Annotated in this window: 26 protein-coding genes; 9 read left to right on the forward strand and 17 right to left on the reverse strand. The window is 73.5% G+C overall.

Going from position 1 to position 25,228, the window contains the following annotated elements; translation table 11 throughout:
• Positions 1-24 precede the first annotated feature (24 nt).
• From ACZ66Z_RS06555 to ACZ66Z_RS06580, 6 genes are all read right to left on the reverse strand, one after another.
• Positions 25-1,341, reverse strand: a complete 1,317-nt coding sequence (locus ACZ66Z_RS06555) for an aKG-HExxH-type peptide beta-hydroxylase (RefSeq protein ID WP_469932886.1) — start codon at positions 1,339-1,341, stop codon at positions 25-27.
• Positions 1,342-1,452: 111 nt separating this feature from the next.
• A complete protein-coding gene (locus tag ACZ66Z_RS06560; RefSeq protein ID WP_469932887.1) occupies positions 1,453-1,650 on the reverse strand; it encodes a hypothetical protein in 198 nt (65 codons plus the stop codon).
• 114 nt (positions 1,651-1,764) lie between these two features.
• Complete coding sequence (locus ACZ66Z_RS06565; protein ID WP_469932888.1) at positions 1,765-4,875, reverse strand: SAV_2336 N-terminal domain-related protein; 3,111 nt, start codon at positions 4,873-4,875, stop codon at positions 1,765-1,767.
• Between the two features lie 7 nt (positions 4,876-4,882).
• Positions 4,883-5,899, reverse strand: coding sequence for an AAA family ATPase (locus ACZ66Z_RS06570; RefSeq protein WP_469932889.1), 1,017 nt, complete (start codon positions 5,897-5,899; stop codon positions 4,883-4,885).
• A gap of 121 nt (positions 5,900-6,020) precedes the next feature.
• Positions 6,021-8,066 (reverse strand): VMAP-C domain-containing protein, encoded by a 2,046-nt coding sequence (locus ACZ66Z_RS06575; protein WP_469932890.1) that lies wholly within the window; start codon positions 8,064-8,066, stop codon positions 6,021-6,023.
• On the reverse strand, positions 8,063-8,470 hold the full coding sequence (locus ACZ66Z_RS06580; RefSeq protein WP_469932891.1) for a CU044_2847 family protein: 408 nt from the start codon (positions 8,468-8,470) through the stop codon (positions 8,063-8,065). The genes ACZ66Z_RS06575 and ACZ66Z_RS06580 overlap by 4 nt, the downstream gene beginning before the upstream one ends.
• A gap of 99 nt (positions 8,471-8,569) precedes the next feature.
• Between ACZ66Z_RS06580 and ACZ66Z_RS06585 the strand changes: the two genes are divergently transcribed.
• Positions 8,570-8,755 (forward strand): DUF6104 family protein, encoded by a 186-nt coding sequence (locus tag ACZ66Z_RS06585; RefSeq protein ID WP_024761804.1) that lies wholly within the window; start codon positions 8,570-8,572, stop codon positions 8,753-8,755.
• Positions 8,756-8,788: 33 nt separating this feature from the next.
• Here ACZ66Z_RS06585 and ACZ66Z_RS06590 read toward each other — a convergent pair whose 3' ends face one another.
• On the reverse strand, positions 8,789-9,604 hold the full coding sequence (locus ACZ66Z_RS06590) for a hypothetical protein (protein ID WP_469932892.1): 816 nt from the start codon (positions 9,602-9,604) through the stop codon (positions 8,789-8,791).
• Positions 9,605-9,765: 161 nt separating this feature from the next.
• Here ACZ66Z_RS06590 and ACZ66Z_RS06595 point away from each other — a divergent pair, with 161 nt between their 5' ends.
• Positions 9,766-10,641, forward strand: a complete 876-nt coding sequence (locus ACZ66Z_RS06595) for a DUF4097 family beta strand repeat-containing protein (protein ID WP_469932893.1) — start codon at positions 9,766-9,768, stop codon at positions 10,639-10,641.
• 1 nt (position 10,642) lies between these two features.
• Complete coding sequence (locus tag ACZ66Z_RS06600; RefSeq protein ID WP_469932894.1) at positions 10,643-11,557, forward strand: PadR family transcriptional regulator; 915 nt, start codon at positions 10,643-10,645, stop codon at positions 11,555-11,557.
• Positions 11,558-11,649: 92 nt separating this feature from the next.
• Here ACZ66Z_RS06600 and ACZ66Z_RS06605 read toward each other — a convergent pair whose 3' ends face one another.
• The 3 genes from ACZ66Z_RS06605 to ACZ66Z_RS06615 form a co-directional block, all read right to left on the reverse strand.
• Positions 11,650-13,026 (reverse strand): cellulase family glycosylhydrolase, encoded by a 1,377-nt coding sequence (locus tag ACZ66Z_RS06605; RefSeq protein ID WP_469932895.1) that lies wholly within the window; start codon positions 13,024-13,026, stop codon positions 11,650-11,652.
• Positions 13,027-13,116: 90 nt separating this feature from the next.
• A complete protein-coding gene (locus tag ACZ66Z_RS06610) occupies positions 13,117-14,082 on the reverse strand; it encodes a zinc-binding dehydrogenase (RefSeq protein ID WP_030688786.1) in 966 nt (321 codons plus the stop codon).
• A 405-nt stretch (positions 14,083-14,487) separates the two neighbouring features.
• Positions 14,488-15,699 carry an NAD(P)-dependent malic enzyme gene (locus tag ACZ66Z_RS06615; protein ID WP_469932896.1) on the reverse strand — a complete coding sequence of 404 codons (1,212 nt, stop codon included), beginning with the start codon at positions 15,697-15,699 and terminating at the stop codon, positions 14,488-14,490.
• 536 nt (positions 15,700-16,235) lie between these two features.
• On the opposite strand from ACZ66Z_RS06615, the gene ACZ66Z_RS06620 reads away from it, so the two are divergent.
• Genes ACZ66Z_RS06620 through ACZ66Z_RS06630 form a run of 3 tightly spaced genes read left to right on the forward strand, consistent with a single transcriptional unit; the run spans position 16,236 to position 18,947 of the window.
• Positions 16,236-17,201 carry an ABC transporter substrate-binding protein gene (locus ACZ66Z_RS06620; protein ID WP_469932897.1) on the forward strand — a complete coding sequence of 322 codons (966 nt, stop codon included), beginning with the start codon at positions 16,236-16,238 and terminating at the stop codon, positions 17,199-17,201.
• Positions 17,202-17,232: 31 nt separating this feature from the next.
• Complete coding sequence (locus tag ACZ66Z_RS06625; RefSeq protein WP_469932898.1) at positions 17,233-18,183, forward strand: amino acid ABC transporter permease; 951 nt, start codon at positions 17,233-17,235, stop codon at positions 18,181-18,183.
• Positions 18,180-18,947 carry an amino acid ABC transporter ATP-binding protein gene (locus tag ACZ66Z_RS06630; RefSeq protein WP_469932899.1) on the forward strand — a complete coding sequence of 256 codons (768 nt, stop codon included), beginning with the start codon at positions 18,180-18,182 and terminating at the stop codon, positions 18,945-18,947. The genes ACZ66Z_RS06625 and ACZ66Z_RS06630 overlap by 4 nt, the downstream gene beginning before the upstream one ends.
• A 74-nt stretch (positions 18,948-19,021) precedes the next feature.
• Here the strand turns inward: ACZ66Z_RS06630 and ACZ66Z_RS06635 are convergent, their stop codons facing one another.
• On the reverse strand, positions 19,022-19,771 hold the full coding sequence (locus ACZ66Z_RS06635) for a class I SAM-dependent methyltransferase (RefSeq protein ID WP_469932900.1): 750 nt from the start codon (positions 19,769-19,771) through the stop codon (positions 19,022-19,024).
• A gap of 94 nt (positions 19,772-19,865) precedes the next feature.
• On the opposite strand from ACZ66Z_RS06635, the gene ACZ66Z_RS06640 reads away from it, so the two are divergent.
• Entirely contained in the window at positions 19,866-20,486 is a 621-nt protein-coding gene (locus ACZ66Z_RS06640; RefSeq protein WP_469932901.1) for a CGNR zinc finger domain-containing protein, read from the forward strand.
• On the opposite strand, the gene sodX is transcribed toward ACZ66Z_RS06640, so the two are convergent.
• A complete protein-coding gene (sodX, locus tag ACZ66Z_RS06645) occupies positions 20,399-20,824 on the reverse strand; it encodes a nickel-type superoxide dismutase maturation protease (protein WP_469932902.1) in 426 nt (141 codons plus the stop codon). The two genes, ACZ66Z_RS06640 and sodX, sit on opposite strands and share 88 nt — an antisense overlap.
• A gap of 162 nt (positions 20,825-20,986) precedes the next feature.
• Here sodX and sodN point away from each other — a divergent pair, with 162 nt between their 5' ends.
• Positions 20,987-21,382 carry a superoxide dismutase, Ni gene (gene sodN, locus ACZ66Z_RS06650; protein WP_030688769.1) on the forward strand — a complete coding sequence of 132 codons (396 nt, stop codon included), beginning with the start codon at positions 20,987-20,989 and terminating at the stop codon, positions 21,380-21,382.
• Between the two features lie 81 nt (positions 21,383-21,463).
• Here the strand turns inward: sodN and ACZ66Z_RS06655 are convergent, their stop codons facing one another.
• Together ACZ66Z_RS06655 and ACZ66Z_RS06660 are read right to left on the reverse strand one after the other, a co-directional pair.
• Positions 21,464-21,934, reverse strand: a complete 471-nt coding sequence (locus ACZ66Z_RS06655; RefSeq protein WP_469932903.1) for a GNAT family N-acetyltransferase — start codon at positions 21,932-21,934, stop codon at positions 21,464-21,466.
• The gene (locus ACZ66Z_RS06660; RefSeq protein ID WP_469932904.1) at positions 21,931-22,899 is read right to left on the reverse strand and encodes a LysR family transcriptional regulator; all 969 of its coding nucleotides are present in this window, start codon (positions 22,897-22,899) and stop codon (positions 21,931-21,933) included. Before ACZ66Z_RS06660 ends, ACZ66Z_RS06655 begins: the two co-directional genes overlap by 4 nt.
• Before the next feature lie 185 nt (positions 22,900-23,084).
• On the opposite strand from ACZ66Z_RS06660, the gene snpA reads away from it, so the two are divergent.
• On the forward strand, positions 23,085-23,747 hold the full coding sequence (snpA, locus tag ACZ66Z_RS06665; protein WP_469932905.1) for a snapalysin: 663 nt from the start codon (positions 23,085-23,087) through the stop codon (positions 23,745-23,747).
• A gap of 58 nt (positions 23,748-23,805) precedes the next feature.
• Here the strand turns inward: snpA and ACZ66Z_RS06670 are convergent, their stop codons facing one another.
• The 3 genes from ACZ66Z_RS06670 to ACZ66Z_RS06680 are packed head-to-tail and all read right to left on the reverse strand — an operon-like array spanning position 23,806 to position 25,128.
• Positions 23,806-24,222, reverse strand: coding sequence for a DUF6304 family protein (locus ACZ66Z_RS06670; protein WP_469932906.1), 417 nt, complete (start codon positions 24,220-24,222; stop codon positions 23,806-23,808).
• 42 nt (positions 24,223-24,264) lie between these two features.
• Entirely contained in the window at positions 24,265-24,504 is a 240-nt protein-coding gene (locus ACZ66Z_RS06675) for a hypothetical protein (RefSeq protein ID WP_469932907.1), read from the reverse strand.
• Positions 24,505-24,546: 42 nt separating this feature from the next.
• Entirely contained in the window at positions 24,547-25,128 is a 582-nt protein-coding gene (locus tag ACZ66Z_RS06680; protein ID WP_469933191.1) for a dihydrofolate reductase family protein, read from the reverse strand.
• Positions 25,129-25,228 lie beyond the last annotated feature (100 nt).

The following is a 25,228-nucleotide window of genomic DNA, read 5'->3' on the forward strand; positions in this document are numbered from 1 at the left end:
GTGTCGTGTGCCGTGGGCACAGTGTTACCCAAGGGCTCGCCGGGCGGAGCTGAGGCTCGCATGGTGCTTCCTCATTTGCCGGGCGAACTCCCTTCCCTCGTTGGTCAGTTCATCGGATTCAAGCAGCAACGCGAGCGCTTCGGCCACCTGATCGTGGACATGGTCGAACTGGTGCGCGGAGCGTGCGCGCCACGGGCCGGGCACGTCCGAGGCGCGGGGGGCCCGGGCGGCCCGGTGCCACAGGTCGGCGAGCGCCAGGTGGGCGTAGGCGCCCTGGAGGACGCCGGCGACCGGACGGGGGTCCCTGCGCCAGCCGACCCGGTGGACGGGGGCGGGCCGGTCCGACGGGTGGGTCCGGTAGAGCGGGACCAGCTCGTGGAGCATGGCGAGCTTGCTGTGGTGCAGCTCGTGGACGAGCGTCTCGGCCATGTCCACGGCGCCGGCGGCGGGCGTCATGAGGACGGCCCCCGGGGCGGCGCTGAGGGTGACCCCGATGGAGCGCGTCCCGCGCGGGTGGAGCGGCACGACGGCGTCCACCGAGCGGCCCACCTCGACGGCCCGGGCCCGGTCGGTTCCGCGCAGCAGCCTCCGGGCGGCGCTCCAGCGGCCGGCCCAGCCGGCGTGGTCGGTGTCGGCCCGGTCGGCCGCCGCCCGGGCGGGCACGCCCATGCCCGGCGGCAGCCGGTACGGGTCGAGGTCCTCCAGCCGGGTCGCGCCGCCCGGCAGGGCGCACAGCCCGCGCCAGCCGGGGCCGCTGCCCGTCAGCGTCCTCCCGGGGCCGTGCGCGTGGCGGCGGAGCACGGCGCGGGAGCCCGTGCCGTCCCCGTTCCCGATCCGTACCGCGCGGGAGCGGGCGTCGATCCGGACCCGGCTCGCGCCGCCCGCCTCGACCCGGCCGAGACCGGGGAGGGAGAGGACCCCGCCGGGGGCCTCGACCACCAGGTCCACGGTCAGTCCCGCGCGCAGGGCGGCGGTGACGGCGAGCAGTTCGAGATGGGCGAGGTGGCGGTCGAATCCGGTCCCGAGCGGCTCGGTGAGCGCGGCGGCGAGCCAGGTCCCGGTGGTCGGGTAGTCGAGGACGGCGCGCACGACGTCCGGGCGGGCGCGCTCGGCCCGTTCGAGCAGGAGCCAGCCCGCCTCGAAGCGGCGCAGCGCCGGGGGCGCCACGGTCTCGCGGTGGCGCCGGGTCCGCACCAGGAGGGACTTGAGCAGGAGCAGCCGGCGGGCGTGCAGCCCGGACCGCAGGAAGGACGCCCCGGCCGGCCCGGGGCGCGTGGTGGCGAGAGCGGCGAGCACCACCGGGTCCACCGGGGCGCCGATCACTCCCGGCCCCGGAGCCACGGACGGCCACCGTACGGACCGGGCGGTGGGGCGGGGGCCTGACGGGTGGCGCGCGTCGAAACGGCCGAAAACGATCGTCCCGTACGGACGTCCCGCGCGGGGGCCCGGTCGTCAGCCGACGAACTCGTCCTCTTTCCAGGCCTCGACGAGGTCCGAGGGGCGGAGCAGCACTCTCTCCACCGCCGCCCCGAGGGCGGTGTCGTCCATGACCCGCAAGGTCCGCAGGTCGACGGCCGCGAGATCGGACAGCTGCGAAGACCTGACGGCATCCCGGCCGACACCGGTCGCCCACCCCGTGCGCTCGCACACTCTCGGCTCCTCCTCACCGAAGCTGTCCCCCACGGTCGTAGCGGTGCGGCGGTTCTTCCCGACCCCACGAGACCGGAAACCCATTCGATTCAACTGCCCCCATGTGCGCCCCCGTCATCCAGCCGTCCAGGACCACCACGGAGGCGCGACACGGCGGCGCTCCTCCGACGTGAGCGGCGTGCCCTCCCTCGCCCCGGCGCTCTCCACCCCCGCGATCAGCGCCCGGGTCCGTTCCACGTCGTCCCAGTCGACCTCCACCAGCTCCCCGGTGAGCCGTCGCCACTGCGCGGTCGCGGCGAGCAGCACCGTCCGTGCCCGCTGCGGCCGGCCCATGAGGACGAGCACCGCTCCCTGGGCGTGCAACGCGCGGGCGAGCGTGACCGTGCCCGGGCCGTCGCCGTGGGCCGTACGGGAGTCCTCGGCGGCGTTCCGGTAGGCGGTGAGGGCGTCGCCGAGCACGCCGTCCCGCGCGGTCTTGGCCAACTCCAGGCGCACCCGCCCCAGTTGCAGCCAGATACCGGCGCGGTCCCCGGGGTCGTCGGTCCCCCTGAGCGCCTGCTCGAGGAGGTGGCGGCTCTCGAAGAGGTCGGGCAGGAAGCCGGCGCGGTGGAAGCGGAGCGCGAGGACGCTGCCGATCAGTGTCCGCGCCGTGGCCCGCTCGGGCGCGCCGGCGGGCAGCCGGGTGAGGGCCTCGCGCAGCACCCCTTCGGCCCGGTCGACGGGGGCGGTGCCGGTGCCGTCCGCGGCGCGCCGCAGCAGCGATCCGCCCCAGGTCAGCAGGGTCCTGCCGCGCTGCTCGCTCTCCGCGGGGGCGAGCAGGGTGGCCTCCTCGTAGGCCGCGTCCGCCGCGGCGCCGTCCCCGACCGTGTCGTACAGGCGGGCGCGGGCGGTGGCGAACCGCAGCCGCAGGGCGCGGGCGTCGCCGACGAGGGGTTCCGCGCGGTCGAGGACGGGGCCGATGCGGTCGGGTCCGGCCTCGGCGAGGTGCAGGGCGTCGGCGAGGTCGAGGAGGGCGCCGGCGCTCTCCCGGAGGGCGAGGGCGGCGGTGAGCTCCCCGGCGGCCGCGGCGCCGTCGCCGCGGGCCAGGAGCAGTCGGCCGCGGCGCAGGTGGAGGGTGTGGCGGGCGGTCTCGGGCCAGCGGTCCGCGTCCTCGGCGAGCGCGGCGAGGGCCGCGTCGAGGTGGCCGGGTTCGTCGGTGTCCCGCCACAGCGCGTGGTGGACGACGGCGAGTTCGAGCCGCGACGCGGCCCATGCCTCGTCGCCGGGCCGGGCCAGTTCCCCGGCGGCGGCCAGGGTGTCGGCGGCCCGCGCGAGGAGTTCCCGGCGGCGCTCGGAGCGGCGGGCCGCGGCGGTGCCGGCCTCGGCGTGGAGGGCACGGGCGAGGACGATCCGGGCCTCGACGGGTTCGGCGGGGAGGGCCGCCTCGGCGCGCTCGCGGGCGCCGGCGAGGAGGGCCGGGTCGGACTGGCCGCGGCCCTGTTCGAGCAGGCGGCGGGCCTCGGTGAGCGGGTCGGGGGTGATGAGGTCGGGGTGGTAGAAGCGGAGCACGCGCGCGGGGATGCGCGCGAACAGCTCGGTCTCGGCGCCCTCGGGCCCGAGGGGTTCGTCGGTCGCGTCGGGCGGGCCGGCGGGGCTTCCGGTGGGACGGCCGGTGCCGTCCGCCGCCCCGTCGTCGGTCCCGGTCCCCGTGCCGGCCAGGCGGGCGGCGGCGAGCGCCGGGAAGTTCCGCATGCCCTGGCCGAAATTGCGCTCCACGTAGGCGGAGCAGTGCTTGAGGACGAGGGCGGCGGCACTCGGGTCGAGCGAGCCGAGGAAGTGCTGCTGGACGCCGGGCGGATAGCTGAAGCAGGGGTACGGCGTGGGGCCGGGCAGACGCCGCAGGAGCCCGCTGAGCAGGACCTCGGCCAGCTCCATCGGGCCGGTGTCGGGCAGCATCGCGCGCTGGACGAGCTGCATGACGGGCAGGGTCAGCGGGGCCGCCGCGAGGTGGACGGCGAGCCGGAGCGCCCCCGGGGAGGCACCGGCGCGGAAGGCGCGCAGGAGTTCCTCGTCGCCGCGCGGGGCGCGGGGCGGCCCGGACGGGCGCGGGCCGGCCGGTTCGGGGTGGAGCCAGGCGGCCCAGCCGCGGACCGCGTTGCCGCCGTGGCCGGTGTGGAGCCGGGTCCAGGAGGCGAAGGCCTCGGGGGTGGGGGTGAGGACGGGGACGGCCCGGCGGCCGGCGGCGAGGGGGCCCCAGGGTTCGTCGTCGGAGCGGAAGACGGTGTGGCCGCCGGGGGCGGCGGAGCGCTGGAAGGTTCCGGGTTCGGCGGGGAGCGCGGTGCGCGGCCAGAGGCGCGGCGGCAGCGGCTGGACGAGGGCGAGCGGGGAGTGGTGGGGCCACCGGCGCAGGAAGCGCTGGGCGGCGCCGCGCTGCCAGAGGGGCCCGACGCAGTCGCTGACGACGAGGGTGAGCCGGCGTCCGGTGGGGTCGTGGAGCTGGTCGACGGGGCGGAGTCGGGGGCGGCCGTCGGCGCCGGAGGTGGTGGTGACGAGCGGAGGCCCTTCGCCGGTGTCGTACAGGCGGTGCACCTGGACGTCGCGGAAGGCGCCGGACTGCTGGCAGGCCTGGCGGAGTTCCTCGACCATGCGGTCCCAGACGACCATGGCGGGGCCGGTGTCCATGAGGAGCTGGATGTCGGGGCGGCGGCCGGCGGCGGGGCGCAGGACGGGCGTCAGGATGCCCGCGGCGGCGCTGCGTTCGGCGGTGGCCTCCTCGTCGAGGGTGCCCTCGTCGGAGCGGGGCGGGGCGGGCGCGTACGCACGGAGCGGGCGGAGGGCCTTCTGCAGGCCGAGGAGGCCGGGCAGGGCGTTGGCGCCGGGGGCGCGGACGGGCAGGCCGGCGCCCCGCTCCGGGCGCCCCGGGCCGCCGCGTGCTCCGCCGGCCCCGGCCCTCATGTGGAGCGAGACGGTCTCGCGGGCCGTGCTCTCGGGCGCGGCCGGCCGGCCCGGCCCGCCCCGTACGGCCTCGTCCTCGCGGCGGGCCGGGTCCCGGCTCCCGGCGGGGAGCGCCTCGGTGCCGGGGGCGTCCCCGGTCGTGCCCGGCGGCGGGCCGGTCCCCGGCGCTTCCGGGGAGGGGCCGGGGAGCCACCGGGAGAGCCACAGGGCGTCCGCGATGTCCTCGGCGGTCGGGTCCTGTCCGCCGGCCCGCAGTCTGCGGGTGAGCTCTTCCAGATGCATCCGGTGCATCCGACCGTCACCTCGGTTGATCGAGTGGTTGCATGAGCATGTCGGCGATGCGTTCCCTGGTCACCCGTTCGGCGCGGGAGGCGTGCTGGGTCAGGTAGAGGGCGTTGAGGAGCTGGTCGGTGGCGATCACCTCGCCGGGCTCGCGGTTCAGGAACCGCTGGACGAGGCCCTGTTCGCCGTCGCCGGCGGTGGCGTCGGTCCCGAGGTGGGCCTCGATCATCGCGCCGAGCTGCTCCTCGCCGGGCGGTTCGAGCTCCAGGCGGATGCAGCGGCGCAGCAGGGCGGCGGGGAAGTCCCGTTCGCCGTTGGAGGTGAGCACGATGAAGGGGAAGGTGGTGCAGCGGACCCGGCCGCCGTGCACCGGCACCTTGCGGCCGTCGTCGCCGAGCACCTCGACGACGGGCTCCCGGTCGGCGAGCCGCTCCAGCTCGGGGATGGCGAACTCGCCCTCCTCCAAGGCGTTCAGGAGGTCGTTGGGCAGGTCGAGGTCGCTCTTGTCGAGCTCGTCGATGAGCAGCACCCGGGGCTGCTCGGAGGGGAGCAGCGCGGTGCCGAGCGGTCCGAGCCGGATGTACGAGCCGATGCCGGCCGGGGCCGCGGCCGCCGAGCCGGCCGCCCCGGTCCGGGCGCGCTCCAGCTGGACGTCCTGGAGGCGGCCGATGGCGTCGTACCGGTAGAGGCCGTCCTGGAGGGTGGAGCGGCTGACGATGGGCCAGCGCAGCACGCGGCCGAGGCGCAGCTCGTGGGCGACGGCGTGCGCGAGGGTGGACTTGCCGGTGCCGGGGTTGCCGGTGACGAGGAGCGGGCGCCGCAGGTACAGGGCGGCGTTGACCGCGTCGGTCTCGGCGGGCCGGGGGTGGTGGTTCTGGACGAGCCTGCGCTTGACGCCGAGCCGTCGGTCGGAGCCGGCCAGGGTGTCGTCGGCGTCGCCCGTCGAGAAGTCGCGCCAGGGCGGCGGGGCCGGCAGGCGTCGTATCTCGTCGTGCGGAAGACCGGCACCACGGTAGATCCGCCAATCGTTCACGAGGGGCTCCTCCTGGCTGTGGTGTCGATGCCGGGTCCGTCGACCGTACCGCCCGGGGGCGGGGCCTGCCGATGGGCTAATCGGACGGATCGCGGGGCTCCCGTCACGGTGGTCGCTCCGGTCACTGCTCCCCCTCCCCGAGCAGGGGCGGCGCCTCCAGGCGCCCGCCGTGCGGCGGGCGGTCCGGCGGGTCGAGCAGGACGGCGAGGGAATCGGCCCACGCGTAGGCGGCGCGCGCCTCGGGGCCGGCCGCCCGGTCCTGGGCGCGGGTGCGCAGGGAGCGGACCGGGCCGCGTACGTCCCAGGCGGTGGCGGCGCCCGCGAGCAGCCGCTCGGCGCGCTCGTGGAACTCCGCGCAGTCGGTGTGGTCGTGGGCGCCGGTCCGCCAGAGGGCCATGGGGTGGCCGGCGGCGAGCGCCGCGTTCATCGCCATGAGTCCGTCGCCGCTGCCCACCGGCCCGCAGTAGACGGGGACGGTGCCGCCCTCGGCCTCGCGGAGCCGGTCGTACGTCTCCGCCCAGGTCTCCCGCCGCACGCGCGGGGTGTGGGCGTCCGGGCCCGCGCCGGGCGCCTCGGCGCGCAGCGGGGCCGCGCGCAGCGGTCCGCGCTCGCCGGCCGCCCAGCGCTCGCGCCATTCGGGGGCCGGTTCCCGGTCGTGGCGGCGGGCGTCGCGGATCACCACCATCCTGCGCTGGCCGAGGGTGGTCGCCCAGGCGTCGTCGGGCCCGTGGGGAGGTTCCAGCCGCCAGGTGTCGAGGGGCTCGTCGAAGAGCTCGCGCGGCAGCACCGCCTCCACGGCGGCCAGGTGGGGTCCGCTGTCGCCGCGCCGCAGGGCGTCCGCGAGCGGCTCCCGCAGGGTCTCCCTGAGCCCGGCCCGCTCCACGCCCCGGTCGTCGCAGTGGAGCGGGGTGACGGTGCGCCCGTCGAGCAGGAGCTTGACCCGCCAGGGGTAGCGCCGGTCGTAGCGGGGGGTGTCGATCTCCAGGAGGACGTCGGCACGCGCGCGGGGTTCGCGCACGGAGAGGGGCGCGGGCCGGCCGGGGGTGACGAGCCGGTCGATCTCGCGCCGGAGGTGGCGGTCGGCGTCCCCCGACTCGTCGACGATCCAGCGGGTGAGGGCGGCGGTGTCGGCCCGCTCGCCGTACCGCCCGGAGACGTGCCGGACGACGTGCGCCGCGTACAGCAGGACGGCGTCCAGGTCGAGGTCGCGGACGCCGTCCCTGCGGGGCGCGCGCAGTCCGCGCAGCAGTCCGGCGCCCTCGCTCCAGGTGCGCGGGTCGTCCTCCAGTGCGTCCGGCAGGTCGTCGTCCCTGATCCAGGCCTTGACCTGGTCGACGAGGTCCATGATCTCGCCGGGCGCGGTGGGCGCGGGCAGCTCGGCGAAGTGTCCGTACAGCTGGGTGCGCAGTCCGGGGCTGACGCCGCTCGCGGCGGGCAGCAGCCGCTGGGCGCGGGTCCAGTCGGGCCGGTCGTCGAGCGAGCGGTAGCGCGCGAGGTGGTACCGGTCGTGGGCGCGCAGCGCCTCGCCCAGCACCTCGCCGCCCGGGAGGTCGTGGAGCCGGCGCAGGGCGGTGACGGGGACGACGGCCCCGCCGTCGCGGCCGCGCCCCTTGTTGAGGCCGACCACGGCGCCCTGGGCGTGGTCGACGACGGGGCCGCCGGAACAGCCCTCGACGGGCATGACCCAGTCGGTGACGAGGGCCTGTCCGTCGCTGCCGATCAGGGTGCCGTGGACGTGCCGGATGCCGAGCTCGCCGGTCTCGCGGGACCAGCCGTGCAGACCGACGGCGGTGGGCGGCACGGGCGGGCGCTCGCCGAGGCGCACGCAGGACGCCTGCCGCGCGCCGGGCACGCGGACGAGCGCGATGTCGGGGAAGGCCCACCGGCCGGGCGGGTCGTCGGGCCGGTCGGGGCGGGGCAGCGCGAGCACGACGGTGCCGGTGGTCTCGCGGGTGGTCTTGCCGTCCTCCCACGCGATGCCGACGGCCGGCTCGCTCCTCCACACCGCGCTTCCCCCCTCGGCCACCACATGGGCGCAGGTCAGCACCCAGCCGGGGGCGATGAAGAAGCCGGTGCCCCAGTACCGTTCGCCGTGCGGGTCATACCCGCGGCCGGGCGCCGCGATGCGTACCAGTGCGGGGCGCACGAGAGCGTCGAAGGCGCTCATGCGATCCCGTCGGCCGCCGGGCGCGCACTCGGCACCGGGGGCGCGGCGGCGTCCGTCGTACCTCCTCCGGCGGTCGGGCCCGGTTCGGTCCAGGTGAGGGAGACGTTCACGGAGGCCTTGCCCGCGCCGTCCGCGAGGACGCCGATCACCTTGCCGGACTGTGCCGACAGTTCGATGCCGAAGCTGACGGCGACCTCCACCGGCCCCTGCGGATCGAGGCCGGCGCGCAGGGAGCCGACGACCCCGCGCACCACGTCCGTGAGCCCGCCGGCCATCGAGACGACCCGGTCCCTGACGCCGGTGTCCTGGAAGCCGCCGCCCCGGCCGAGCTCCTCCGCGTCGCTGATCCGCGCCCAGACGGGCGTGCCGTCGTCCAGTCGGATCCGAGCGATCCCGTGTGCCACAGCGGCCCCCGCTCCCCGAAGCGATGTTGGATCCAGAAGGCTAATCGGTGGGACCGACGGGCGACAGGGGACGTGAGGGGCACGGCCTATCCTGATCGCATGTACTTCACCGACCGTGGCATCGAGGAACTGGAGAAGCGGCGCGGCGAGGAGGAGGTCACCTTCGAGTGGCTCGCCGAGCAGCTGCGGACGTTCGTCGACCTCAACCCCGACTTCGAGGTGCCGGTCGAGCGCCTCGCGACCTGGCTGGCCCGTCTGGACGACGACGAGGACGACGACGAGTAGGGGACGTGCCCGGCCGCGGTGCCGGCGGCCCGGTCACCGCTCCCGCAGCCGGTCGTAGACGAGCCCGAGCGCGCCGCGCGCGACGAGGAGGGCGCCGGCCGTCGCCCAGCCGCCGCTGCGCCGGCCCGCGCCCCAGAGCAGCAGCGGCACCCCCACGAGGAGTTGCGCCCCGCCCAGGACGCGTGCCTTGGGGCCGCGCAGGTACGGGCCGACAGGGCTGCTCTCCACCACGTCCAGCTCCGCCCGCACGGCGTCGCGCCAACCGTGCCCTTCGAGCTGCTCGGCGCCCTGGCCGAGGGCGGCGGAGCGGAGCCGGTCGGCGCTCTCGCCGGGGACGAGGCCGGCGGGCAGGGAGAGTCCGGCGCGGGCGAGGACGGCGACGACCCCGACGAGACGGGTGTGGGCGTCGGCGTCCGGGTCGGGCTCGGTGAGCGGTCCGAGGGCCTGCACGTCGAGGACGGGGTCGAGGGCGAGCCGGGCGGCGAAGGTGCGCATGGCCTCGTCCTCTCCGACGGGGGTGCCGTCCGCGAGCCAGGTGTAGCCGACCGTGCGGCGGAAGCCCGCGGCGAGCGTGAGGCCGGCGCGGTCGCGGTCCCACCAGAGCGCGACGACGGGCCGGCCGCCGGCCGGGACGGCGAGGGCGGTGGCCCAGCCGGTGACGACCTGCTCGACGGACTCGCCTCCGTGCAGCCAGGGCTTCCCCTCGGGCACGAGCACGGTCCACTCGGCACCCGCGGGGGCGAGGAGCAGTCGTTCCCGGAGGAGCCGGGCCGGCGGCCGGACCTCCGGCGGCTCGCCGCGGCAGAGCAGCAGGGCTCCGGCGGAGTGGGGTCCGGATGTCGCGTTCATGGCTCCACGCTAGGGCAATTTGTTCATGTATGGCGGTAATTGCCCCCTCCCCTGTCAGGGATGGATGGGGGTGGGGTCGGGGTTGACTTCACCGGGCCGCGATATATCGTGAATGGTGAGAGACGCGATATGTTGCGTTGCCGATACGGGAGGTCAGCACCATGACAGAGTGGTCCGTCACCGAGCCGACGAAGCTGGTTCCGGCCGACCCCGTGACGCTGCTGCGGGTCCGCATCGTCAACGGCGCGGTGAACGTGGTGGGGACGGACGGGGGTTCCGCCCGCGTGGAGGTCTCCGAGATCGAGGGACCGCCCCTGATCGTGACGCAGGACGGCTCCACGCTGACCGTGACCTACGAGGACCTGCACTGGAAGAGCGTCCTCAAGTGGTTCGAGCGCAAGGAGTACCGGCGCCGGGCCGTCGTCTCCGTCGCCGTCCCCGCGGGCGTCGACGTCGAGGTGGGCGTGGTCGGCGCCGAGGCGGTCGTCACGGGGATCAGAGGGCGTACGGAGGTGCGCGGCGTCACGGGCGACACCACCCTCCTCGGGCTCTCCGGCCCGGTCCGGGCCGAGACCGTCTCGGGGAGCCTGGAGGCCCAGTCGGTCACCGGCGCGCTGCGCGTCAACTCCGTGACCGGGGACGTGACGGTGATCGAGGGCTCGGGCTCCTCCGTGAAGGCCGACACCGTCAGCGGCGACATGGTCATCGACCTCGACCCGGCCCGGCTCGACGGACCGCCCGCCGACATCCGGCTCACCAGCGTCTCCGGCGAGGTCGCCATCCGGCTCCCGCACCCGGCCGACGCCCGGGTCGAGGCGAGCACCACGAGCGGCGCCGTGTCGAACGCCTTCGAGGACCTGCGGGTGGGGGGCCAGTGGGGCGCCAAGTCCATCACCGGCACCCTCGGTTCGGGCCGGGGGACGCTCAAGGCGACCACCGTCTCCGGCTCCATCGCCCTGCTGCGCCGCCCCGAGTCCGAGGAGGACGGCGAAGCCGCCCCCTCGTCCGCCCCCTCCTCGACCGGAAAGGTGCTCTGACATGCCGCCCGTCTTCGCCCACGGACGCCTCCGCCTCTACCTCCTCAAGCTGCTCGACGAGGCCCCGCGCCACGGGTACGAGGTGATCCGGCTCCTGGAGGAGCGCTTCCAGGGGCTGTACGCGCCCTCGGCGGGCACGGTCTACCCGCGCCTCGCCAAGCTGGAGGCCGAGGGCCTCGTGACCCACGCCAGCGAGGGGGGCCGCAAGGTCTACTCGATCACCGACGCCGGCCGCGCCGAGCTGGCCGGGCGCGGGGCCGAACTGGACGACCTGGAGCGGGAGATCCGCGAGTCGGTCTCGGAGCTGGCGGCGGAGATCCGCGACGACGTGCGGGGCGCGGCCGGCCGGGTGCGCAGCGAGATGCGCGCGGCCGCGGGCCGGACCCGCGCGGCGGATCCCTCCTCGTTCGCCGAGGCCAAGGAGGAGCTGCGCCGGGTCGGGCAGGAGTGGAAGGAGCAGGCCCGCGAGGCCCGCGCGGAGGCCCGTTCGGCGCGCCGCCAGGCGAAGGAGTTCCAGCGGGTCGCCCGACAGGTGCAGGAGGAGGTCCAGGACCGGTTCTCGCGGGGCGACTGGCCCAAGGGGGTCTGGGAGGGGATCTCGGGCATCACGGCCCAGCTCGGCGACCTGGTGGCGGGCACGACCCACCCGAAGGCCGCGTCGCCGGAGTCGCCGTTCGCGAAGTCCCCGGCCGACGGGGCGCCGGTCGGCGAGACCCCGGAGTGGGCGCGGGACACGGCGGGTTCGGGCGACCCGGCCCGTGACCTCGACCGCCTCCTCGACCGCTTCCGCGACGAGATCCGCGACGCGGCCCGTGACCACGGCGTGACCGAGTCCCAACTCTCGGAGACCCGCCGCCACTTGTCCGCGGCGGCGACCCGGATCACGGCCCTGCTCCACCCGGCGAGAAAGGGCTGAGGGGCCGGCCGGCCGAGCACCGGGCCCGCCCGCCGGACGAGCGGGGCGGCCGCCGCCCACCCGGGGCCCCGTCCGTCCGGCGGGCGGGGTCCTCAGCCCCGGACGACCGTGACCGTCACCCGGGCGCCGGGGGCCGCGAGGATCCGGGCCCTGCCGCGCTCCGTGCGGAGCACCAGCGCGCCGCCGCGGGCGGTGACCCGCCAGTCGCCGGGCGGGAGGGAGAGCTCGGTGACGCGGGAGCCGCGCCGGCCGGCCGCGTCGTAGGACAGCCGGTAGACCCCGGCCCCGGAGTCGTACCCGGCGGAGCGGACCGTGCCCGCGACCGCCTCCGCGTACGGCTCGGCGGTCAGCTCCTTGTTCGTACGGAAGGCGCCGGACCCGTCCACCGCGCAGTAGCCGCCGCCGTAGCACCACACGTAGCCCGCCCAGCCGGAGGTGTAGCGCCCCAGGGAGGCCATGGCCTCGCGGTAGAAGCGGTTCATGTTCGGCAGGGAGTTGTTGAGCGGTCCCCACTCCCCCACCACCACGGGCACCTTGTACTCCTTGGGGTACAGGGTGACGGCCTGCTCGTAGCTCTCGATCCAGCCGGCGGCGGGATCGTAGTCGGCGCCCGCCTCCATGCCGGTGTTGTAGAAGTGCGGGGCGTAGACGACCTTCGGGTCGTCGATCCTGCCCAGTCCGGTGGGCACGCCCTCGCCGACGATCGGGGTCGGTTCGACGAAGACCCAGGCGTCCCGGTCGACCGAACGGACCGCGTCCGCGAGGCGGTTGTACATCGGGGTGAGCTGGTCCCGTTCGATGCGCCGGGCCGCCGTCGGCAGGTCCTCTCCCTCCCGCAGCTCGCCCATCGGCTCGTTGACGAGGTCGTAGCCGAGCACGGCCGGATGGTCCTCGAAGCGTTCGGCGAGCACCCGCCACATGCGGGCCTGGGCGCGCCTCAGGTCCTCGTCCTCGTACAGGTGGGTGAAGGCCCGCTGGACGGCGGGCTCGAAGTACTCGGAGAACCAGTCGTCCGGGTGCGGGGTGAAGGGCAGCCCGTCGGTCCTGGTCGCCCAGGCCGGCACGCCCCGGTGGCCGAAGGCGGGCCCGAAGACGTCCTGGTGGGCGTCGACGAGGACCTTGACGTCGTACTTCCCGGCCCAGTCCAGGATGCGTTCGATCTTCCGCAGATAGGTCTGGCTGTACCGGCCGGGGCGGGGCTCCAGGTCGTCCCAGAAGACGAGCAGGCGGGCGAAGCCGAAGCCCTTGGCCCGCAGGTCGCGGAAGTGCTTCTCGGTGATCGCGGAGAGGGCGGCGTCGCCGCGGTTGGCCTTGTCCTCGACGTTCCAGCCGCGCAGGGTGAGCGCGCGGCCGTGCTCGTCGGTGAGGACGGGGATGCCGGTCTCCGCCGGCTCCGCGTGGGCGGCCGTCGGGGCGAGCAGGGCGGCGACGACGAGGGTCGCCGCGAGGGTGGTTCGCGTTCGCTGCAAGGAAGACCTCCGGCACGAGGAAGTGAGAGATGTTCACGTTTCGCGTGCCGGAGATCCCATCAGGAGTACTGACGCGTCATCAAGGGGTCGTCACGAGGTCTTCAGGACGATCTTCCCGAAGAGCTCGCCGGAGGCCATCTTCTCGAAGCCCTCCCGCGCCCGGTCCAGCGGCAGCACCTCGTCGATCACCGGCCGGAGGCCCGTCGCCGCGCAGAACGAGAGCAGGTCCTCCAGCTCGTCCTTGGAGCCCATCGTCGAGCCGACGACCTTCAGCTCCAGGAAGAAGATCCGGGTCAGCTCGGCGTGCGAGGGGCGGTCGCCGCTCGTGGCGCCCGAGATGACCAGCGTGCCGCCGGGCCGCAGCGACTTGACCGAGTGCGACCAGGTGGCGGCGCCGACGGTCTCGATGACGGCGTCCACGCGCTGCGGGAGCCGCGCGCCCGGCTCGTACGCCTCGACGGCGCCGAGCTCGACGGCCCGCTTCCGCTTGGCCTCGTCGCGGCTGGTGGCGAAGACCCGCAGGCCGGCCGCCTTGCCGAGGGCGATCGCGGCGGTGGCGACGCCGCCGCCCGCGCCCTGTACGAGCACGGAGTCGCCGGGGCGCACGCCGGCGTTGGTGAAGAGCATGCGGTAGGCGGTCAGCCAGGCGGTGGGGAGGCAGGCGGCCTCCTCGAAGGACAGCTCCTTCGGCTTGCGCAGCACGTTCCAGCTGGGGACGGTCACCCGCTCGGCGAAGGTGCCCTGGTAGCGCTCGGTGAGGATGGACCGGGGCTCGTCGGGGCCGACGCCGTGGCCCGTCTGGCCGATGACGGAGTGCAGGACGACCTCGTTGCCGTCCTCGTCGATCCCGGCGGCGTCGCAGCCGAGGATCATCGGCAGCTTCTCCTCGGGCAGTCCGACCCCGCGCAGCGACCACAGGTCGTGGTGGTTGAGCGAGGCGGCCTTGACGGTGACGGTGGTCCACCCGGGCCGCGCCTCGGGTTCGGGACGTTCGCCCAATTCGAGGCCGTTCAGGGGCTGGTCGCGGTCGATTCGGGCAGCGTAGGCAGCGAACATGGCCCCGACCCTAGGCCGCCGCCGGTGCGCGACGGAACCACGACCCGGTGTGACCCGTGTCGCCTGGACAGCCCGCGCGACGGCGTCTCCGCCCGGCGCCCCGCGGCTCCCCGCACCCGGGACGGCGCCCCCGCCTCCCCCGTACGGCGCACGCCCCGCCCACCGAACGGAGCACGTGTGCCAAGGGCCCCGTCCCCGTCCACCGGACGGAGCACGTGCGCCAGGGGCCCCGTCCCCGTCCACCGGACGGACCGCGCACGCCGAACCGACCCCGTACGCCGAAGGGCCCGCTCCCGTCCACCGAACCCGCCGCGCACGCCGAAGGGCCCCGTCCCGGTGTGCGGAACGGGGCCCTTCGGCGTGACCGAGGCGCGTCAGCGGTGACCGCGCGGTCGGGTGGGCGCGTCAGCGGCGGGCGATGCCCTCGGCGCGGGCGGCGGCGGCGACCGCGGCCGCGACGGCCGGGGCGACCCGCTCGTCGAACGGCGACGGGATCACGCAGTCGGCGGCGAGCTGGTCGCCGACCACGTCAGCGATGGCGTTGGCCGCGGCGATCTTCATGCCCTCGGTGATCCGGGAGGCCCGGACCTGGAGCGCGCCGGCGAAGATGCCGGGGAACGCGAGGACGTTGTTGATCTGGTTCGGGTAGTCCGAACGGCCGGTCGCCACGACGGCCGCGTACTTGTGCGCGACGTCGGGGTGGACCTCGGGGTTCGGGTTGGCCATGGCGAACACGAAGGCGTTCGGCGCCATGGCGGCGACCGCCGCCTCGGGGACCGTACCGCCGGAGACGCCGATGAAGACGTCCGCGCCGGCCAGGGCGCTCTCCAGGGAGCCGGTGAGGCCCGCCTTGTTCGTGAGCTCGGCGATCTCGCGCTTGACGTCCGTGAGGTCCTCGCGGTCGCGGCTGACGATGCCCTTTCGGTCGGCGACGCAGACGTCGCCGAGGCCGGCCTCCAGGAGGAACTTCGCGATGGCCACACCGGCCGCGCCGGCGCCGGAGATGACGCCGCGCAGGTCGCCGAGGGTCCGGCCGGTCAGCTTCGCCGCGTTGCGCAGGGCGGCGAGGGTGACGATGGCGGTGCCGTGCTGGTCGTCGTGGAAGACCGGGATGTCGAGGCGCTCCTGGAGCTTGCGCTCGATCTCGAAGCACCGCGGGGCCGAGATGTCCTCCAGGTTCACGCCGCCGAAGGACGGGGCGAGCCGGACGACGGTCTCGACGATCTCGTCGGTGTCGGTGGTGGCCAGGGCGATCGGGACCGCGTCCACGCCGCCGAACTGCTTGAAGAGGATGGCCTTCCCCTCCATGACCGGGAGGGAGGCCTCCGGGCCGATGTCGCCGAGGCCGAGCACCGCCGTGCCGTCGGTCACGACGGCGACGACCTGGGACTTCCAGGTGTAGTCGTTGACCAGCTCGGGCTGCTCCGCGATCGCGGTGCACACCTTGGCGACGCCGGGCGTGTACGCGAGGGACAGGTCGTCCCTGTCCCGGAGGGGGACGGTGGCCTGCACGGCCATCTTGCCGCCCCGGTGAAGGGCGAAGACAGGATCGAAGGGCTCCTCGGGAGCTCCGTCCGTACCACTGTCGTTGCGAGGATTGACGATCTCCGCTGCCATTGGGTTGACCCCTTAAGTCTGCTTCGTCTGAGGGTTGGCCGCTCCTGGTGTGGAGCGGTGGGCGGGTCCCGCGGCCGCCGTGTCTGGCAGCCGCGCGGGCGCGCCGCACAACGCGCCCTGAGCCCCGGATGAGGGGTGTAAGGATCCTTCTTACCGGACGGACGGCACCGCAGACGAGTTCATATCCGTTCGGTGACGCGACTCATACCGAGTGCATCCGGACGGGGAAGGAGAACGACACGTCACCCGATGTCCCGATAGATGGTTTCCGCACCTGATTGGCGGCCTTCCGTTCGTCCGAATGGCGAGATCAACCGCAGATTTTCCGGTGGAAGGGAAGGGATTCCGTAGAAGATCCGGCCCTGATGTACCGGCCTGTCGGGATTTCGGGGTCACCTGTTATCCGATTTTGACATCCGAGGCCGTCGGTTTGTGGCAGTCCGAATGGCAAGATGCCGTAATCACACGAGGTCGCGACACTCGAAGGTACGTACGCGACCACCTGGCAGCACCTCACACGCCGGAGGAACCCGACCATGACCGCACGCTCCACGCGCTGTACGACCGCCAAGACCCGCACGTCCCGTCTTGCCGCGGTCGCCGCCATCGCGGTCGCCGGCTCGATGCTGCTGACCGCCTGCGGCGACCAGACCGAGAGCGGTTCGACCAAGGAGGGCGGCTCGTCCTCCGCCGCCGCGAGCAAGGCCCCGCTCTTCTCGAAGCTCCCCGCCGACATCCAGAAGTCGGGTGTCATCAAGGTCGGCACGGACGCCTCGTACGCCCCCATGGAGTTCACCGAGGGCGGCAAGATCGTCGGTGTCGACCCGGACATCGCGAAGGCCCTCGGCAAGCAGCTCGGCGTCGAGCTCCAGTTCGTCTCGGGCACCTTCGACGGCCTGATCACCTCGATCTACACCGGCCGCCAGCAGCTGATCATGTCCTCGATGACGGACAACAAGAAGCGCCAGGAGGGCCTGGACGACAACGGGAAGAAGATCGGCAAGGGCATCGACTTCGTCGACTACTTCAACTCCGGCGTCTCCCTGCTGGTCAAGAAGGGCAACCCGCAGGGCGTCAACTCCCTCGACGACCTCTGCGGCAAGACCGTCGCCGTCCAGCGCGGCACGATCTACGAGGACACCTTCAAGGCGCAGGCCGCCAAGTGCGGCGACAAGAAGCTGACCATCCAGGCCTTCGACACCGACGCCGAGGCCCAGACCCGCGTGAAGGCGGGCGGCGCGGTCGCCGACCTGAACGACTACCCGGTCGCCTCGTACATCGCGAAGACCTCCGGCGGCGGCAAGGACTTCGAGGTCGTCGGCAACCAGAGCGACGTCGGCCTCTTCGGCATCGGCGTCTCGAAGGAGAACACCCAGCTGCGCGACGCCGTCAAGGAAGCCCTCGACGCGATCATCAAGGACGGCTCCTACGCCGAGGCCCTGAAGAAGTGGGACGTCGAGGACAGCGCGGTCAAGTCGGCCACGATCAACGCCGGCAAGTGACCTCTCCTCGTACCACTGAAGGGCAGTCGTCATGACTGACAAGATCAGCAAGGACCCGGCCGCCGCTCCGGCCGGGCCCACCCCCTCGGGCGTCCCCTACGAGGCGATCAAGGCCGTCCCCGTGCGCCACTACGGCCGCTGGGTCAGCGCCGTCGTGGTCGTCGTCCTCCTCGGGTGGCTCGTCTACGCCTTCTCCCAGGGCGACGTCGTCTGGGACACGGTGTGGGACAAGGTGTTCGACCCCTCCGTCATCGACGGCATGTGGAACACCATCATCATCAGCATCGCGTCCATGGCGCTGGGCCTCGTGCTCGGCATCGTCTTCGCCGTGATGCGGCTCTCCAAGAACCCGGTGACCGGCGCGGTCGCCTGGCTCTACATCTGGTTCTTCCGCGGCACCCCGGTCTACGTCCAGCTGCTCGTCTGGTTCAACCTGTCGCTGATCTTCCACTACATCGACCTCGGGCCGATCTACAAGAACGAGACCGTGGACGTCATGACGCCGTTCATGGTGGCCCTGCTCGGCCTCGGCCTGAACGAGGGCGCCTACATGGCGGAGATCGTCCGCGCCGGCATCCAGTCGGTCGACGAGGGCCAGACCGAGGCGGCGCACGCGCTGGGCATGTCCTCGACGAAGACCATGGGCCGCATCGTGCTCCCGCAGGCCATGCGGGTGATCGTGCCGCCGACGGGCAACGAGTTCATCAACATGCTGAAGACCTCGTCCCTGGTCTCGGCCGTGCAGTACACCGAGCTGCTGCGCGCCTCGTCGAACATCGGCAACACGGCGGGCGCCGTCATGGAGATGCTCTTCGTCGCCTCCATCTGGTACCTCGCGCTGACCAGCGTGTTCAGCGTCGGCCAGTACTACCTGGAGCGCCGTTTCGCCCGCGGTTCGACGCGCAACCTGCCGCCCACCCCGTGGCAGCGCGTCAAGAAGAACCTCACCACCTTCAAGCGTTCCCCGGAGGCAGCGGCATGACCGGTCAGCCCATGGTCAAGGCCGAAGGCGTCCACAAGTCCTACGGCGCGGCCCACATCCTCCGAGGCATCGACCTCGAAGTGCAGAACGGCGAGGTCTTCTGCCTCGTCGGCCCCTCCGGCTCCGGGAAGTCGACCTTCCTGCGCTGCATCAACCACCTGGAGCGCATCGACGGTGGCCGGCTGTCCGTCGACGGCGAGCTGGTCGGCTACAAGCAGAAGGGCGACAAGCTCTACGAGCTGAAGGACAGCGAGGTCGCGGTCCAGCGCCGTGACATCGGCATGGTCTTCCAGCGCTTCAACCTCTTCCCGCACATGACGGCCCTGGCCAACGTCATGGAGGCGCCCGTCCAGGTGAAGGGCGAGTCCAAGGCGGTGGCGCGCGAGCGGGCCGAGCGCCTGCTCGACCGGGTCGGCCTGCGGGACAAGATGGGGAACTACCCGTCCCAGCTCTCCGGCGGCCAGCAGCAGCGCGTGGCCATCGCCCGCGCGCTGGCGATGGAACCGAAGCTGATGCTCTTCGACGAGCCGACCTCGGCGCTCGACCCGGAGCTCGTGGGTGACGTCCTCGACGTCATGCGGGACCTGGCCGAGTCGGGCATGACGATGATCGTCGTCACGCACGAGATGGGCTTCGCCCGGGAGGTCGGCGACTCGCTGGTCTTCATGGACGGCGGCGTGGTGGTCGAGTCGGGCAACCCGCGGGACGTCCTGGGGAACCCGCAGCAGGACCGGACGAAGGCGTTCCTGTCCAAGGTGCTGTAAGGCCCGCGGTGCCGTGAGAGGCACGGAAAGGGGCGGTACGGAGGACCCGTACCGCCCCTTTCGCGCGTGCGCGGCTACTTCACGGCGAGGACGAGGGCGTCGCAGGGCGAGGCCCAGACCGTCCGGGCCTCGCCGAAGCCGGCGGCGAGGAGGGTGTCGGCGTGCCAGCGGGCGGAGGGGGCGTCGCCGTCGGCGTGTTCGCCGTAGATCTCGAAGCGCCGGGCGGTGGGCTCGGCGAGGACCGGGTCCTCGGCGGCGACGGCCCACCAGTCGGCCCAGTCGAGGACGCCGTCGGCCTTCTCCCGGTCCATGCGGGCGTGCCGCAGTTCGCGCTCGGCGGCGTTGATGCGGGGCGTGGCCCCGTCGATCATGTGGTCGGCGTTCATGAAGACGCCGCCGTCGCGGACGAGGCCGGCGAGCTGCCCGTAGAGGGCCGTCAGGGGCTCGCTGTGGAGCCAGTGGAGGGCGGTGGCGGTCAGGACGGCGTCGTACGAGTCGTACGGCAGGCTCGCGGCCCACGAGGGGTCCTTGAGGTCGGCGGTGACGAAGGTGACGCGCTCGTCGCCGACGAAGGAGCCCTCGGCGATGGCGAGGAGGGCCGGGTCGAGGTCGACGCCGACACCGGTCGCGTCGGGGAACCTCCGGAGCAGCCGGCTCGTGATACTTCCCGTACCGCACGCGAGGTCGAGGACACGGGGCTTCGGCCCCACCAGCGCCCCGACCATGTCGAGCATGACGCGGAAGCGCTCCTCCCGGTCCGGCATGTACCACTCCTGCTGACGGTCCCAGCTCTGCTGCCAGGCCGCCCAGTCGGTTCCGGTCATGGTCGTTCCTCCCCGCGTTCGTAATACCCTCGAAGGGGAAACAGGCGTTACCCCTTCCGACCGGGACACTAGCCCGCCGAAGTAAGGACTACAAGTGGAACTGGCCCATTACTCGGATTTCGCCGTACGTCTGGTCAACACCGAGGAGCCGGCCCGCAACAAGGACGCGCTGACCTCCGTCGAGGTGCTCCGGGACCTCTTCGGCCCCGCCACCCAGATGGCCCGGCGGGTCACGGAGGCGGACCTGCCGCGCTTCCGCACGGTGCGGGCCCGGCTGCGGGCGGTCTTCGCCGCGGCCGACGAGGGCGACCACACGGGGGCGGTGGACCTGCTGAACTCGCTCCTCCTGGAGTTCCCCGTCAGCCCGCAGATCTCCGGCCACGACATCCTGGACGAGGAGGGCAGGCCCCGGTGGCACATGCACCTCGCCGACCACTCCTCGAACGCGACCACGGGCTACGCCGCGATCTCGGCGATGGGCCTCGCCTTCCACCTGACGGAGTTCGGCGCCGACCGCCTCGGCCTCTGCCAGGCGCCGCCCTGCCGCAACGCCTACCTGGACACCTCCACCAACCGCTCCCGCCGCTACTGCTCGGACCGCTGCGCGACCCGCGCCAACGTGGCCGCCTACCGGGCCCGCAAGCGCCTGGAGGCCGAGCGCACGGGCCTCACCGAGGACACCAGCCAGGAGAGCGTCACGCCCGGCGAACGCTGACGCCCCGGCGTCAGCGGCCGGTACCGCGCCCACACCCGCCCGAGGACCAGTTCGGGCGGTACGGCCCCGAAGACCCGGCTGTCCCCCTCGGCGTCCGGGTTGTCACCGAGCACCCACCAGCCGCCGTCACGTCGCTCGACCAGCCGCTTCACGATGAGCAGGTCCTGCTGGAGGGGATGCCGCAGCACGGCCACGCACCCGGCCCGCAGGCGCGCCCCGTACCGCACGAGCAGCCGGTCGCCGTGGAGCAGCGTGGGCACCATCGACACCCCCGTCACCTCGGCGATCCCGAACGGCGCACCGGCCTCGGCCACCCGCTCCCGCCCCTCTCCCGTCATCCGGCACCTCCCGGCCCGCGCCTGCGTCGGCTCGTCCACTCGTACACGAGTCCCATGGTGACCCTGGACTTTTGACCTAAGCCCCAGGGGGCGCCCGCGAAAACGCCCTTCTCACCGAGTAATGTCCCACCTGAGAAGACGATCACGAGGAAGGACGGCTCAATGCTCTCCCGCCTGTTTGCCCCCAAGGTGAAGGTCAGCGCCCACTGCGACCTCCCGTGCGGCGTGTACGACCCGGCCCAGGCCCGCATCGAGGCCGAGTCCGTCAAGGCTGTCCAGGAGAAGTACCTGGCCAACGACGACCCGCACTTCCGCGCGCGCGCCACGGTCATCAAGGAGCAGCGCGCCGAGCTCGCCAAGCACCACGTCTCGGTGCTCTGGAGCGACTACTTCAAGGCCCCGCACTTCGAGAAGTACCCCGAGCTCAACCAGCTGGTCAACGACACCCTGAAGGCCCTCTCGGCCGCCAAGGCGTCGACGGACCCGAAGACGGGCGAGAAGGCGCTGGAGCTCATCGCCGAGATCGACCGCATCTTCTGGGAGACGAAGAAGGCCTGACCTTCCGACTCCCACCCGGAGGGGTACGACCGCCGAGCGGTGGTCGTACCCCTCCGGGCGTTTCCACGGCTCCGGGCGCTCCTACGGCTCCGTCGGCAGGGTGTAGCGGCGTTTCTCCTCGGAGGTCGCGCCCAGGCGGTCGTAGAAGCGGATCGCGCCCTCGTTCCAGACGGGGGTCTGCCACTGCAGTTCCCCGAGGCCCAGGGCGCGGGCCTCGGTGCGGAGCGCGGTGATCAGGAGGGGACCCAGGCCGTGGCCGCGGGAGGCCTCCGCGAGGTAGAGGCAGTCCATGTGGAGGTACTCCGCGCCGTCCCAGGTGGAGAGCTCCGGGGCGCAGGTGGCGTAACCCGCGAGGGTGCCGTCGGGGAGGGCGGCGACGAAGCAGCGGAGGCGGGGGCGCCCGGGGCCGAAGAGGAGGCCGGCGAGGCGGTCCGCGAGGCCGGGGGCCGGGGGCTCGGCCTTCTCGTACGCTGCGTGCTCGGTGATCAGCTCGACGACCCGCGGCAGGTCCTCGGGGTGTGCGTGTCGTACCACGGCCTCGCGTTCGCTCATGCGGTCATCATGCACGGCCCCACCGACAGCGCGGCCGTCGCGCCCTGGCGACGGAGCCACTCGCGGTACGGGGCCGCCCGCAGGGCCACCTCCTGGTAGGCCGCGGCGAGTTCGGCGTACAGCACGTCCAGGGGTGCGCCCGGGCGCGCGTACAGCAGGAGCCGGACGCCCAGCGGATCGCCGCGCAGGGGCCGGACGGCCATGTCCTCGCGCGGGACCGAGGTGGGCTGGCAGGGGGCGACGGCCTCGCCGAGGGCGATGAGCGAGGCGGCCGTGTGGTAGTCGCCGTGCAGCAGGGGCGGGTCGATGCCGGCGGCGCCGAGGACCCGCCGGAGGCCGTCCCATTCGCCGTCGACGGTCGGGTCGACCATCCAGTGGTCGGTGGCGAGGTCGGCGAGGTCCACGACGGGTCCGGCCGCGGCCGGGTGGTCGTGGGCCATGGAGATGAACTGCGGTTCGCGGGCGACCAGGACCCGGCCCGTGAGGCCCTCGGGGACCCGCAGCGGGCAGCCCTCCACCTCGTGCACGAAGGCCACGTCGAGCTGCCCGGAGGCGACCGTGCGCAGCAGCGCGCTGGCGGAGACGTCCACCCGGAGGCCGACGTCCGTGCCGGGCAGCCGCTGCCGGAGCCGGCGCAGCCAGCCCGGGAGCGCCCGGCTGGCGGTGGAGCCGACGCGGAGCCCGGGCCCGTCGGCGCGGGTGGCGGCGGCCCGGGTCTCGGTGACGAGCGCGGCCATGTCGGCGACCAGCGGGCGGGCCCTGCTGAGCAGGGAGCGGCCGAGGGGGGTGGGGTGGCAGCCGGTGCGGCCGCGGGAGAAGAGTTCGGCGCCGAGGGAGTTCTCGATCCGGCGCAGCTGGGTGGTCAACGAGGGCTGGCTCATGCCCAGTTGCCGGGCCGCCTTGTGCAGGCTGCCCGTGTCCGCGATGGCGCAGAGCACGCGCAGATGTCTCACCTCCAGCTCCATGCCCCCGAGGGTAGGGCGGCTCCCCTGGTCACACCAGACGCCCGGAGCTCGTCAATATCCTTTCATTCCAAGGAAGTTGACACAGATCGTCCTCGTGATGCGGTGGAGCTATCGGTGGTTGGCATCATCCCCGGACGGGTCGGTTCCCCCGAGACTCTCCCCGACACCAACAGGAGGAGCCCCCCATGCGTCACCCCAAGGTCCTCACCTCCGTGCTGACCGCCGCCCTCGGTCTCGGTCTCGCCGCTTCCCTCGGCACGGCCCCGGCGGCAGCGGTCGGCACGGGCACCACCGGCACCTTCGGCAGTGCCGGCAACGCCACCGCGGCGTACGCCGGTTCGGCCGAGGAGGCCAAGGCCAACCAGGCCTTCTTCGACGCCGTCGTGAAGTCGGTGGCGAAGAAGCGGGCCGCCGTCCCCGGCGCGACCGCCGTCACCGTCGTCTACAGCGCCGCCAACGCGCCGACCTTCCGCACCCAGATAGCCCGCTCCGCCCAGATATGGAACAGCTCGGTGGTGAACGTCCGGCTCGTCGAGGGCAGCAACCCCGACTTCGCCTACTACGAGGGCAACGACTCCCGTGGCTCGTACGCCAGCACCGACGGCCACGGCGGCGGCTACATCTTCCTCGACTACCGGCAGAACCAGCAGTACAACTCCACCCGGGTCACCGCCCACGAGACCGGGCACGTCCTCGGGCTGCCGGACCACTACAGCGGTCCGTGCAGCGAGTTGATGTCGGGCGGCGGCCCCGGCACGTCCTGCCAGAACGCCCAGCCGAACGCGCAGGAGCGCTCCCGCGTCGACCAGCTGTGGCGTTACGGCCTCGCCTCCGCGTTCAAGGGCTGACCGGAGCCGCGCGGGCACGGCGGCGGCGCTCCCTCCCCGGGGCGCCGCCGTCCCCGCCTCAGGCCGTCCGGAGGAGCCCGCGGCCGAAGTCCGCGCCGGGCGGCAGCTGGCGCCGCACCCGCTCCAGGGCCTCCTCGAAGTCGCCCCCCGCGACGCACGCCTCGAAGGCGGTGCCGCCGTAGTGCAGCGTCAGGCTGAGGTCGGCGCGCTCGCCGAGCGTCAGCAGGCAGGCCAGGGTGGCCTGCTGGGCGGCGCCGTCCACGACGACGGGGAGCGGCAGGTCCCACTCCAGGACGCAACCCGTGAGGGCCCGTCCGCCCTCGTCGGCGACGAGCGCGGCGAAGCCCTCGCCCGTGTACTCGACCCCCCTGATCCGGGTGGCGACGCGCCGCCCGTCGGCCGTGATGACGATCGCTTCCGCGCCGCTGCGGTCCCGGTACCAGCCGGTCCAGACTTCCGTCGACTCCGATGACATGCGCGGACTGTAGCCGTACGACGGGCTTCGCCGCGCGTCCGGTCACCCGGGGGCCGGACTTCTCCCGATCTCGCCGTTCTTGCCGGTCACGTGCGTGGTGGCGGCTTCCGCCCCCTCGTGGAGCGGGCAGTCGGGGTTGCGGCAGGGCTGCACCTCCCACTCCGGCACCCAGGCCCCGAGGACCTTGTGCCGGGTGGCCACCGTGCCGAGCGGTCCGCCGCAGGCCGGGCAGTGGCGCTCGGCCAGGGGGTCCCGCGTCGTGCGAGGCGTCTCCTCACCCATGCGTCCAGGGTAGGACGCCCCGCGCGACGCCGCCCGCCGTCGCTACCGCTTCCTGGTGTACGTACGGACGAGCACGCCGTTCCCGAAGGTGCGGACCTCGCCGAGCTCGAAGTCCCGGGGCTCGAAGCCGGCGCCGAACATGGGCATGCCGGTGCCGTAGACCTGCGGGTACGTCTTGACGACCAGCTCGTCGATCTCCTCGATGAGCTCGCCGGCGATGGTGGAACCACCGCAGAGGTAGATGCCCAGGGGGCCGTCCTCGGCCTTGAGCTCGCGGACGCGGCCGACGAGGTCGTCGGCGATCAGCTCGACGTTCGGATGGGGCGACTCGGCGAGCGAGCGGGTGACCACGAACTCGCGCAGGTGGTTGTACGGGCTGGTGATGCCGATGTCGAGGGCGAGCTGGTACGACTTCCTGCCCTGAACGAGGGTGTCGTAGCGCTTGTTGTCGGCGTCGATCCCGAACGTCTCGCGCCCCTGCGTCGGGACGGTCTCGGGGTACTCGGCGTTCATGAAGTCCATGAACGCGGCGTCCACGAACTTGTACATGGACGTGGCGTCGCCCTCGGGGTCGCCGATGAAGCCGTCGATGGTGCAGGCGATGTAGTACGTGAGCTTGCGCAAACCGGCCCTCTTCGTCGGGGAAGCGGCTGCGATCGCAACCACGACAGTTATAGTGCTTCACCTGTAGTGGTTGCGCAAGACCCATTGCCGAAGGAGCCCG

The organism is Streptomyces sp. NPDC107498, assembly GCF_055582805.1.

Bases quoted from the DNA above. Each gene is read 5' to 3' on its own strand.
- ACZ66Z_RS06565 (WP_469932888.1), bottom strand. From the start codon at position 4,875: ATGCACCGGATGCATCTGGAAGAGCTCACCCGCAGACTGCGGGCCGGC.
- ACZ66Z_RS06575 (WP_469932890.1), bottom strand. From the start codon at position 8,066: ATGAGCGCCTTCGACGCTCTCGTGCGCCCCGCACTGGTACGCATCGCG.
- ACZ66Z_RS06585 (WP_024761804.1), top strand. From the start codon at position 8,570: ATGTACTTCACCGACCGTGGCATCGAGGAACTGGAGAAGCGGCGCGGC.
- ACZ66Z_RS06590 (WP_469932892.1), bottom strand. From the start codon at position 9,604: ATGAACGCGACATCCGGACCCCACTCCGCCGGAGCCCTGCTGCTCTGC.
- ACZ66Z_RS06595 (WP_469932893.1), top strand. From the start codon at position 9,766: ATGACAGAGTGGTCCGTCACCGAGCCGACGAAGCTGGTTCCGGCCGAC.
- ACZ66Z_RS06600 (WP_469932894.1), top strand. From the start codon at position 10,643: ATGCCGCCCGTCTTCGCCCACGGACGCCTCCGCCTCTACCTCCTCAAG.
- ACZ66Z_RS06610 (WP_030688786.1), bottom strand. From the start codon at position 14,082: ATGTTCGCTGCCTACGCTGCCCGAATCGACCGCGACCAGCCCCTGAAC.
- ACZ66Z_RS06615 (WP_469932896.1), bottom strand. From the start codon at position 15,699: ATGGCAGCGGAGATCGTCAATCCTCGCAACGACAGTGGTACGGACGGA.
- ACZ66Z_RS06620 (WP_469932897.1), top strand. From the start codon at position 16,236: ATGACCGCACGCTCCACGCGCTGTACGACCGCCAAGACCCGCACGTCC.
- ACZ66Z_RS06625 (WP_469932898.1), top strand. From the start codon at position 17,233: ATGACTGACAAGATCAGCAAGGACCCGGCCGCCGCTCCGGCCGGGCCC.
- ACZ66Z_RS06630 (WP_469932899.1), top strand. From the start codon at position 18,180: ATGACCGGTCAGCCCATGGTCAAGGCCGAAGGCGTCCACAAGTCCTAC.
- ACZ66Z_RS06635 (WP_469932900.1), bottom strand. From the start codon at position 19,771: ATGACCGGAACCGACTGGGCGGCCTGGCAGCAGAGCTGGGACCGTCAG.
- sodX (WP_469932902.1), bottom strand. From the start codon at position 20,824: ATGACGGGAGAGGGGCGGGAGCGGGTGGCCGAGGCCGGTGCGCCGTTC.
- sodN (WP_030688769.1), top strand. From the start codon at position 20,987: ATGCTCTCCCGCCTGTTTGCCCCCAAGGTGAAGGTCAGCGCCCACTGC.
- ACZ66Z_RS06655 (WP_469932903.1), bottom strand. From the start codon at position 21,934: ATGAGCGAACGCGAGGCCGTGGTACGACACGCACACCCCGAGGACCTG.
- ACZ66Z_RS06660 (WP_469932904.1), bottom strand. From the start codon at position 22,899: ATGGAGCTGGAGGTGAGACATCTGCGCGTGCTCTGCGCCATCGCGGAC.
- snpA (WP_469932905.1), top strand. From the start codon at position 23,085: ATGCGTCACCCCAAGGTCCTCACCTCCGTGCTGACCGCCGCCCTCGGT.
- ACZ66Z_RS06670 (WP_469932906.1), bottom strand. From the start codon at position 24,222: ATGTCATCGGAGTCGACGGAAGTCTGGACCGGCTGGTACCGGGACCGC.
- ACZ66Z_RS06675 (WP_469932907.1), bottom strand. From the start codon at position 24,504: ATGGGTGAGGAGACGCCTCGCACGACGCGGGACCCCCTGGCCGAGCGC.